At 64.0% G+C, this 8,356-nt stretch carries 12 protein-coding genes; 7 read left to right on the top strand and 5 right to left on the bottom strand.

Annotated features, from left to right (window positions below; translation table 11 throughout):
* On the top strand, positions 1-439 hold a 439-nt coding region (locus QM672_RS32410; RefSeq protein ID WP_415087366.1), incomplete at its 5' end, for a S1 RNA-binding domain-containing protein.
* A 48-nt stretch (positions 440-487) separates the two neighbouring features.
* On the opposite strand, the gene QM672_RS32405 is transcribed toward QM672_RS32410, so the two are convergent.
* The 3 genes from QM672_RS32405 to QM672_RS32395 form a co-directional block, all read right to left on the bottom strand.
* Positions 488-778, bottom strand: a complete 291-nt coding sequence (locus QM672_RS32405; RefSeq protein WP_415087365.1) for a type II toxin-antitoxin system RelE/ParE family toxin — start codon at positions 776-778, stop codon at positions 488-490.
* Positions 775-1,242 (bottom strand): hypothetical protein, encoded by a 468-nt coding sequence (locus QM672_RS32400; protein ID WP_415087364.1) that lies wholly within the window; start codon positions 1,240-1,242, stop codon positions 775-777. The genes QM672_RS32405 and QM672_RS32400 overlap by 4 nt, the downstream gene beginning before the upstream one ends.
* Positions 1,243-1,329: 87 nt before the next feature.
* Entirely contained in the window at positions 1,330-2,163 is an 834-nt protein-coding gene (locus tag QM672_RS32395) for an SDR family NAD(P)-dependent oxidoreductase (protein ID WP_415087363.1), read from the bottom strand.
* A gap of 99 nt (positions 2,164-2,262) precedes the next feature.
* Between QM672_RS32395 and QM672_RS32390 the strand changes: the two genes are divergently transcribed.
* From QM672_RS32390 to QM672_RS32365, 6 genes are all read left to right on the top strand, one after another.
* Entirely contained in the window at positions 2,263-3,204 is a 942-nt protein-coding gene (locus QM672_RS32390; protein WP_367625596.1) for a GlxA family transcriptional regulator, read from the top strand.
* Positions 3,205-3,311: 107 nt separating this feature from the next.
* Positions 3,312-3,725: a hypothetical protein gene (locus QM672_RS32385; protein WP_311943871.1), complete on the top strand. Its 414-nt coding sequence runs from the start codon at positions 3,312-3,314 to the stop codon at positions 3,723-3,725.
* Positions 3,726-3,975: 250 nt separating this feature from the next.
* The gene (gene rpmI / locus QM672_RS32380; protein WP_311943873.1) at positions 3,976-4,176 is read left to right on the top strand and encodes a 50S ribosomal protein L35; all 201 of its coding nucleotides are present in this window, start codon (positions 3,976-3,978) and stop codon (positions 4,174-4,176) included.
* Between the two features lie 37 nt (positions 4,177-4,213).
* Entirely contained in the window at positions 4,214-4,567 is a 354-nt protein-coding gene (gene rplT / locus QM672_RS32375) for a 50S ribosomal protein L20 (RefSeq protein WP_311943875.1), read from the top strand.
* A gap of 130 nt (positions 4,568-4,697) precedes the next feature.
* A complete protein-coding gene (locus QM672_RS32370) occupies positions 4,698-6,113 on the top strand; it encodes a DUF6880 family protein (protein WP_415087362.1) in 1,416 nt (471 codons plus the stop codon).
* 119 nt (positions 6,114-6,232) lie between these two features.
* A complete protein-coding gene (locus QM672_RS32365; protein ID WP_415087361.1) occupies positions 6,233-6,871 on the top strand; it encodes a hypothetical protein in 639 nt (212 codons plus the stop codon).
* Positions 6,872-6,877: 6 nt separating this feature from the next.
* Here the strand turns inward: QM672_RS32365 and QM672_RS32360 are convergent, their stop codons facing one another.
* Together QM672_RS32360 and QM672_RS32355 are read right to left on the bottom strand one after the other, a co-directional pair.
* A complete protein-coding gene (locus QM672_RS32360; protein WP_376717766.1) occupies positions 6,878-7,705 on the bottom strand; it encodes a TIGR00730 family Rossman fold protein in 828 nt (275 codons plus the stop codon).
* A 178-nt stretch (positions 7,706-7,883) separates the two neighbouring features.
* Positions 7,884-8,225 (bottom strand): metalloregulator ArsR/SmtB family transcription factor, encoded by a 342-nt coding sequence (locus QM672_RS32355; RefSeq protein ID WP_367625600.1) that lies wholly within the window; start codon positions 8,223-8,225, stop codon positions 7,884-7,886.
* Positions 8,226-8,356 lie beyond the last annotated feature (131 nt).

The following is an 8,356-nucleotide window of genomic DNA, read 5'->3' as shown; positions in this document are numbered from 1 at the left end:
GATCGGCTCGGGCGGCAAGGTCATCCGCGAGATCGTCGAGAAGACCGGCGCCAAGGTCGACATCCAGGACGACGGCACCATCAAGGTCGCCTCGGCTTCGGGCACCGCGATCAAGGCCGCGATCAACTGGATCAAGTCGATTGCTTCCGAGCCCGAGCTCAACGCGATCTATGACGGCACCGTGGTCAAGACCACCGATTTCGGCGCCTTCGTCAACTTCTTCGGCGCCAAGGACGGCCTGGTTCACATCTCGCAGCTGGCTGCGAACCGCGTGAACAAGGTCACCGACGTGGTCAAGGAAGGCGACAAGGTCAAGGTCAAGCTGCTCGGCTTCGACGAGCGCGGCAAGGTCCGCCTGTCGATGAAGGCCGTCGATCAGGCCACCGGCGAAGACCTGGAAAAGAAGGCCAAGGCCGAAGGCGAAGCCGCTGCCGAGTAAGGCGGGCTTTCAAGCCGATACGATCAAGGGGCGTCCTTCGGGGCGCCCTTATTTTTGGGGCGGCCAGCGCTGGGCACCGTGGATGACGCGCAGAATTTCGATCTGCCGCGGCTTGTTGCGGATGCGATAGATGATCAGGAAAGGGGTGCGAGCGATCACGAGTTCGCGGGTGTTGCGCATGCGGCCAACCCTGCCCATCTCCGGATGGTCCTCAAGATTGCGCACCTGGCTTTGTATCTCGCCGAGTTGGTTGAGGGCTGCCGCGAGGCTATCCTTGGCGATATGCTCGATCAGGGCCGTGCGGGTTCGTTGTGCGGCCGGCAGCCAAATGAGCTTCATTTTTCGGCGTGCCGGATACGGGCGAGCAGATCGATCCGCTGACGCTCCATGTCGGCTTCCGCTTCCTCATGACTGACCCAGACGGTGTTCGGATCGTCGGCCTCGTCGAGCGCCTTCTGGATTTCCTCGCGGAACCAGGCGTCGTAGGCGGCCGCCTCATGAGCCTTGCGCAGGGCCTCGGCGCGGTCGGGTCGGGCCGGGGCCTTGGCGCTGCCGGGCTCATGGGCGGCGGCGTCGACGTCGAATTCGGCGATGCCGACATCCTTGAGATAGGAGACCAGGGTGTCGAGCCGCCGGAACAGGCGGGCATGGCGGCTACGCTGGGCGATTAGGGTACGCTGGTTCTTGCCGTAGCGTATCTCGACCGACCAACCTTCCGGGTGCCCCACGACATGCGCGCGGCGCACGGTGCCCGCCTCCACCAGTGTTGACAGCGTGGCGTGATCAATGGTTCCTGTCGTCATCGCAAAGCCTCAGTTGATAATTGCCAGATTATGCAATCAATTATTGTTTGCAAGGCCTGACAACAATTGGCTGAGGCTTTGAGCCGGTTATGCGGCCGTGGCTGGCCTCACCCGGTAGCGCGCGGCAGGCTTTGCCTGCGAGAGCTGGGGGGCGAGTGTCTGGCGGGCCGCCTCATAGGCATCCCAGTCGGCGATGTCGGGCAGGGCCGGGATGGTGGCGAGTTCGCCCTGGTTGAGGCCGGCGAGGGCGGCATCCACCATGTTCTCGGCCGACATCACGCCGACGCTTTCCGGCAATTGCTCGACGGGCACGCCGAGGACGTTCCAGAAATCGGTGGCGGTGGCACCGGGCAAGACGGCCTGGACGCGGATGTTCTTGTCGGCAAGTTCGTGGTGCAGGCTCTGGCTGAAGGCGAGCACATAGGCCTTGCTGCCGCCATAGACGCCGTTGAGCAGCTCCGGCGCGATCGCCACGATGGAGGCGATGTTGACGATGGTGCCGCCGCCGCGTTCGACCAGGCCGGGGACTGCGGCATAGGTCAGCCGGGTAAGCGCGGTGACGTTGAGGCTGATCATCTCCTCCATCTTCTCGACCGAGGCCTGGAGCAAGGGCGCCGCGCTGCCGAAGCCGGCATTGTTGACGAGCCCGGTGATGCTCTTGTCGCTCTTCAGCACGGCCTCGACGGCGGCAAGGCCCTCCTTGGCGTTGAGATCGGCGGCGAGGATGCGGACCTCGCGGCCGGTCGTCCTGCCGAGGCGATCGGCGAGGGCCTTGAGCTTGTCCTCGCTGCGGGCGACCAGGATCAGGTCATAGCCGCGATGGGCGAGGCGGTCGGCATAGACGGCGCCGATGCCGGAGGAGGCGCCCGTGATCAGCACGGTGCCTTTGGAGGTGGCGGACACTTTGGAGGCGGAGGACATGGGAAATCTCCATGGGTTGCAATGGCTGGAGATTAGATCCGCTGGCTTTTGTCTCAAATGTCATATATGCCACCTTTCAGGACAAGAACGGAGGCGTTCATGCAACGCGTCGGCTTTCTGATTTCACCCAATTTCCAGATGATGAGCTTTGCCGCGCTTTCGGCCTTCGAATTCGCCAATTATGCGGCGGACAAGGCGCTCTACGACATCGTCATCGTCTCGGAGAGCGGCGGCCCCGTGCGAAGTTCGATCGGCCCCAAGCTCGACAGTCTTTGCTTCGGCGAGCCTGACTTCGATACGCTGGTGGTCTGCGGCACGCCCGATGTCGATCCGCCGACGCCTGAGGTCGTCGATTATGTGCGGCGGTCGCCGGCGCGGTCGCGACGTGTCGCTTCAATCTGCACCGGCGCCTTCGTGCTCGCCGAGGCGGGGCTGCTCGATGGCCGGCGCGTGACCACCCATTGGCTTTGGGCACGCGATCTGCAGGCCCGCTTCCCGCGGCTCAAGGTGGATGAAGATCGCATCTTCATCGCCGACGGCCAGATCTGGACCTCGGCGGGCATGAGCGCGGGAGTCGATCTCGCCCTCGGCATGGTGGAGGAGGACCACGGCGCCGAGCTCGCCCGCATCGTGGCCCGCCAGCTCGTGCTCTATCACCGGCGTGGTGGCGGCCAGTCGCAGCATTCCAACCTGCTCGACCTCGACGCCAAGTCGGACCGGATCCAGACGGCGCTTACCTATGCCAGGCGCAATCTGCACACGCCGCTGACGGTAGAGCAGCTTGCCGAGGTCGCCCATCTCAGCCCGCGCCAGTTCAGCCGCGCCTTTCGCGCCGAGACCGGCCAGTCGCCGGCCAAGGCCGTGGAGACTCTGCGCGTCGAGGCGGCACGGCTGATGATGGAGCAGACCCTGCATCCCATCGACATCGTGGCTCAGGAAACCGGATTCGCCGATCGCGAGCGCATGCGCCGCGCCTTCCTGCGCGCCTTCGGCCAGCCGCCACAGGCGATCCGGCGGCTGGCCAAGGGCGCTGCGGCGTGACGGTGCCGGCGCTCGACTGTTTCGGACGTATCCTGGCAGCGGGCATGGCCGTGTTAGAGACGAGCCTGGGGCGGCGGAAGCGCCGGCCGATCATCCGGAGAGAATTCATGTCGCGCTGTCTGCGTCTTCTATTCCTCGCTTTTTCCTGCGTTTCCTCGCCAGCCCTGGCCGCGCAGGACAAGGCCGGTATGCCTTATCCCGCCGAGGCGCAGGGCGTGTGGACCCGCGACGTCGAGAGTTGCACCAGCAAGAAGGATTTGCGCGGCGAGGACCCGATCCGGATCGCGGTCGAGGGTAGGGAATGGACGGAGGAGGGCAGCATCGGGCGGGCCGGTGCCGTCACGCAGATCGCCAAGGATCCGCCGACCTGGCGCCTGCAGGTCTCCGAAGACAGCGAGGGGGAGACCTTCGACTACACGGTCATCCTGGTGAAGATCGGCAAGGAGCTGGCGACGGTTTCCCACGCCACCGTCGACGGCGAGAAAACGCCGCTGGTGCATACCTATCGCAAATGCGGATAGGATCGACCTATGGCGTTTTTGCTGAAAGCCGCTCGATGCCCGCGAAATGCGCCGAAATCGGGCGTTTGCGCCACCCTGCCTGTTGCTTTTCTCCCTGCTTGTCGCTATAGACCCGGCTTCCCCGCATCGACCGGCTGATAAGGGCTGCCGTGGCGATGTTGTTGGCTCGGGCGCTTTTCCAAAAGCACACGGCTTACCGGTGGCGGAACCCACAAGGTTTCGGCGCCTTTTTTATTCGGAGACGAGCAAAATGCCCAAGATGAAGACCAAGTCGGGCGCCAAAAAGCGCTTCAAGATCACGGGATCGGGCAAAGTGGTGCACGCTCAGCAGGGCAAGCGCCACGGCATGATCAAGCGTACCAACAAGCAGATCCGCAAGCTTCGCGGCACGCGCGTCCTCTTCAAGACGGACGGCGAAAACGTGAAGAAGTATTTCCTGCCGAACGGCTGATCGCCACGGCAACGCGAAACCTTAAGGAGATCAGCAGATGGCACGCGTGAAACGGGGCGTTACCGCCCATGCGAAGCACAAGAAGACACTCGACGCGGCGAAGGGCTTTTACGGCCGCCGCAAGAATACGATCCGTATCGCCAAGCAGGCGGTCGATCGTTCGATGCAATACGCCTATATCGGCCGCAAGCTCAAGAAGCGCAACATGCGCGCTCTGTGGATCCAGCGCGTCAATGCCGCTGTCCGCGAGCTCGGCCTGACCTACTCGAAGTTCATTGCCGGCCTGGCCAAGGCTGGTATCGAGATCGACCGCAAGGTGCTTTCCGACCTCGCCATCCGCGAGCCGGAAGCCTTCAAGGCCCTGGTCGAGAAGGTCAAGGCTGCTGCCTGAGCGCCCTTGATCGAACATGTTTCCTGAAAAACCCGCCGCGGCAACGCGGCGGGTTTTTCTTTTGGGCTTTCGAACCACGCCGAAGCCTGCACACTGAGGCAAGCCCCGGCAGCGATTCGGAGGTGCCGGCATGGCAGCGAAGTCGAAATTCACGGCAGCAACCCTTGCCGAACTCGGACCGGCCAAGCTGGCGGAGCTGATTGTCGAGGAGGCGCAGGCCAATCCCGCCTTCCGCAAGCGGGTGATCGCGGCGTTGGCCGGCACGCAGGGGCCCGAGGCCGTCGCCAAGCTGGTGGAACGGCGCCTTGCGGCCCTGGAGAAAGCGCGCTCCTTCATCGACTGGCCCAGGATCAAGGAATTCGAGAAGGATCTGGCGGCGACGCTGGCCAGCATCACCGACGAGATCGGCCCCGCCTCGGCTCCGCTCGCCATTGATCTCCTGCTGCGTTTCCTTGCCACTGCCGGCGGTGTTTTCGCGCGAACCTTGTCCTCCGGCCGCCTGGAAGACCTCTATGGCGCGGCGGCTGCAGCGCTCGGACCGCTGGCGGTTCGGCTCGAACCGGCCGATCGGGCCGGCCTGCCCGACAGGGTGATGACCTTCGTTGACCGGGCCGGCGATGTCGCGCCCGGCATAATCGCCTCTCTCCTGGAGCGGGCCTCGGCGCATGATCTCGATCGATGGGATCGCCTGCTGGCGGGCAAGGTCGTGGCGTTGAAATCGGCCTATGCGGCGCATTCCTATCGGGAGTTGCGCCAGACCATTGCCCTGCAGCGGGGCGATCTCGATGGCTGGGTCGCCCTGGAAAGCCAGAAGCCCGGCCAGCTCCGCGACGGGCTTGCCGTTGCGGAAAGGCTGCTCGATGCCGGGCGGGCCGAGGAAGCGCTGGCCTGGCTCGATATCGAGGAGCCGTCACGGCTGGCTTATGCCGATGCCCTGGATCTGGCGGACGGCGTGACAAAACGGGATTTCCGTCTGCCGGCCAGGAGCGCCCTCAAGGCTCGCATCCTGGAGGCGCTCGGCCGCGGGCAGGAGGCCCAGGATCTGCGCTGGGCGACTTTCGAGGCGACGCTCAATCCCGATATTCTGCGCGCTTATCTGACCAGGCTCGACGATTTCGCCGAGTTCGAGGTTCTCGACAGGGCGTTCTCCCATGCCCTGGCCGCGAAGACGCGCTACCGCGCGCTCTATTTCCTGAGCGAGTGGCCGCGACTGGATTACGCCGCCCGGCTGGTGCTCGATTTCGGGCTGGTCTGGGATGGTAGGCACTACCAGGTGCTGCAATCGGTGGCGGATCGGCTGCAGGAAGAGCAGCCTTTGGCCGCGACCCTGCTCTACCGCGCCCTGGTGGAAGAGATCCTGACGAAAGGCAAATCGGCCGCCTATGGCCATGGTGCCGCCTATCTCGCCAGGCTGGACGATCTGGCGACACGGCTCGATCCCGCAGCGCTGGCGAAGCTCGGCCGGCTCAGCCATGCCGATTGGCAGGCTTATCTACGCCAGCAGCATGGCCGCAAGGCAAGTTTCTGGGCGCATGTCGCCAAATAGCCGATACGAGCCCGATCTTGCGATGATGAAGGCGGTGGGTTTCCTGTTCCCTGGAGAATGGCGGCCATATCTACGCGCCGATAGATAGGTTCGGTTGCGGAACCGTCCGGGAGGGCTGCATGGCCGGCAAGTCACTCATGATCGGATTGCTCGTCGCCATCGCCGCCAGCCAGGTGCAGGCGGAGGAGGCGCTTCCCGAGCCGTTCGTGCGGGCCTGGCAGGCCTGCCAGGACAGGATGGCGAGCCAGCCCGATGACTGGATCGGCTGGCGGCGCGACTTCTTCAACGGCTATGGCGACAACTTCGCCTATTGGAGCCAGGAAATGGCCATTGCCGGGCAGCCGGCGGTGTTGCGGACGGAGACGCTGATCGACGGCATGCACGCGGTTTCCGCGATCTATTGTTTCCAGGCCGATGGCCGGCCTGCGCTCACGCATACCGTCATGACGACGGTCAACAGTGCGGAGGGGCCGAACCGGGACGCCCGCCTGAAGCGTGAAGGCTGGGTTTTCTTCAAGCCCGATGGCTCGCTCGACAGGGTGATCGGCCGGCTCGTCGACGACACGGGGAAAAGCCATCGCCTCGACGAGGCGGACTGGGTGCCGGGACGCGGCTGCGACCAGCAGAAAGTCTTCCTGTTCGAGCGCGCCGATGACGTCACCAAGGCCTATGTGGCCGAGATGGGCAACATCGAAGGCCAAAGGCCGGCGTTCAAGCCGAAGGAGCTGAACTGGTGCGACAAGGCGCAGACGCCTTGAGAGCCGCTATTCCGATGGTGCCGTCAAACCCTTGCGCTCCAGGATCGACCAGCACTCCTCCGCCGTCTCGGCGAAGTCGAACAGGGTCAGGTCCTCGGCCTTGATGAAACCTTCCTCGGCCAGGGCCTCGAAATTGATGATTCTGGTCCAATAGGCCTTGTCCATCAGCACGATCGGGCAGAAGGACATCTTGCCGGTCTGGCGCAGGGTGATGATCTCGAACAATTCGTCGAGCGTGCCGAAACCGCCCGGAAACACCACCAGCGCCGCCGAATGCATGGCGAGGTGCATCTTGCGCATGGCGAAGTAGTGGAAGCGGAAGGTAAGGGACGGCGTGGTGTAGGGATTGGGATATTGCTCATGCGGCAGGGTGATGTTGAAGCCGATGGTGGGCGCGCCGGCCTCGGCGGCGCCACGATTGGCCGCCTCCATGATGCCCGGGCCGCCGCCGGTGGCGATCACGTTGAAGCGCCCGCCGCCATCCTCGTTGAGGGCGCCGCCGCGACGCGAGGCGATGTAGCCGAAATCGCGGGCTTCCTTGTACCAGCGGCCGCGATTGCCCGGGGCGTTCTCGCTGACGCGGGCCGAGCCGAACACCACGATGGTGGAGCGGATATGGGCCGCCTTCATCCCCTCCTGCGCCTTGGCATATTCGAGCTGGAAGCGCACGCCGCGGGTGGAGTCACCCAGCATGAAGTCGGGATCGAGCGCGGCCAGGCGGTAGGCGGGCGCTTCGGTCCGCTGCAGTTCATCGACCTTCGCGCGCGTCTCGGGGGCCAGGGCCTCGACGGTGGACAGCATGTTGGTGGGCGCGGAATTGTCGGGAGACGGCATGGAAACCTTGCATCAAACATATGACAGTCCGACTCTATTGAGCCGTTGTGCCCGACACTGCAAGACCCCAGGGGTTGCAGGGGAAGTTCTCGGGTGCACGGGCATCTTGCCCGTTCTTGGAGACACGGGGTTTGCCGGCGAAGAAGAACGGGCAAGATGCCCGTGCACCCGGCGACACCTAGAGCCCGCGCCCCGACAGCATGTTGCGGCGGATGCGTTCGAGCGCCGAGTCGGCACCGTCGGGTTTGGCGGCCGGCTCGAAGGCGGACAGGAATTCCAGAAGCGTGTTGGCGAGCGCGTCGCGCTTGAGGCCGTAATGCACGTTCTGGCCGCGCCGCTCGCGTCGGACCAGCCCGGCATTCTCCAGGATGGAAAGATGCTTGGACACTGAGGGCGCCGACATGGAGTCGGCGAGCGTTTCGACCACCTGCCCGGCGGTCATGTCCGCCCTCGACAGGTCGGCCAAAATTTGCCGCCGCGGAGGCGAGGAAAGCGCTTCGAAGACCTTGTCGATTGTCATTGTTCGTTCGCCGTTTCCATTACTTTGACCTCAAGTCTTTGATAACACATATTTTTAAATATTTGCAATATTGATTAATTAGCTAATTAACGAATAAGTGAACGACTCATATCGGCGAAGAGAGGGGGTGA

The organism is Labrys sp. (in: a-proteobacteria), from assembly GCF_047605565.1.
GTDB lineage: Bacteria > Pseudomonadota > Alphaproteobacteria > Rhizobiales > Labraceae > Labrys > Labrys neptuniae.
The sequence above is the reverse complement of the archived record's forward strand: the minus strand, read 5'-3'. Positions and strand labels throughout refer to the sequence as shown.